Origin of the sequence: Methylocystis suflitae, assembly GCF_024448135.1 — a bacterium.
Lineage (GTDB): Bacteria > Pseudomonadota > Alphaproteobacteria > Rhizobiales > Beijerinckiaceae > Methylocystis > Methylocystis suflitae.
Window position 1 is genome coordinate 1 of sequence record NZ_JAMRYX010000158.1, and the last position, 537, is coordinate 537.

General features: G+C 73.0%; 1 pseudogene. It reads left to right on the forward strand.

Features of this window, described 5'->3' with window-relative positions:
• A pseudogene (locus tag NEI07_RS12085) lies at nt 1–537 on the forward strand (chromosome segregation protein SMC); the annotation flags it as partial.

Genomic DNA, 537 nt, shown 5'->3' on the forward strand with positions numbered 1-537 from the left:
GCGGAGGCGCGCGACGCGCATCGTCGCGCCCGCGTCCGCCTGGAGGAAGCGCGCGAGCGCCATTCGACGGCGGAGCGTCGTCAGGCGCAGATCGCCCAGCGGCTTTCCGCGCTTCAGGAAGCCAAGGCGCAAACGCTCGCCAATCGCGACGAGGCCGCGCAGAAGCGCGCAAGCGTGACGCAGGCGCTCGACCAGCTTGAGGAGCCGGCCTTTCTCGCCGGCGCTTTGGAGAATTTGCGCGGCCGCGCCACGGCCGAGCGCGCCCAGGCTGGCGAGGCGCGGGGCGCAGTCGCCTCCCTGCGCCACGAAAGAGCGGCGCGCGCGTCGCGGCTTTCGGCGATCGCGCGAGAAACCTCGTCTTGGGCCGAGCGTCGCGATCGTGCGCAGGACCGCATCGGCGAGCTGGAAGAGCGGCTGGCGACGGCGCAAGAGGAACATGCGCGCTTGAGCGACGCGCCCGACGCCTTCATCGGCCAGCGCCGCGCGCTGATGAATGCGCTCGAAGAGGCCGAGGCCGCGCGCCGCGACGCGTCCGAC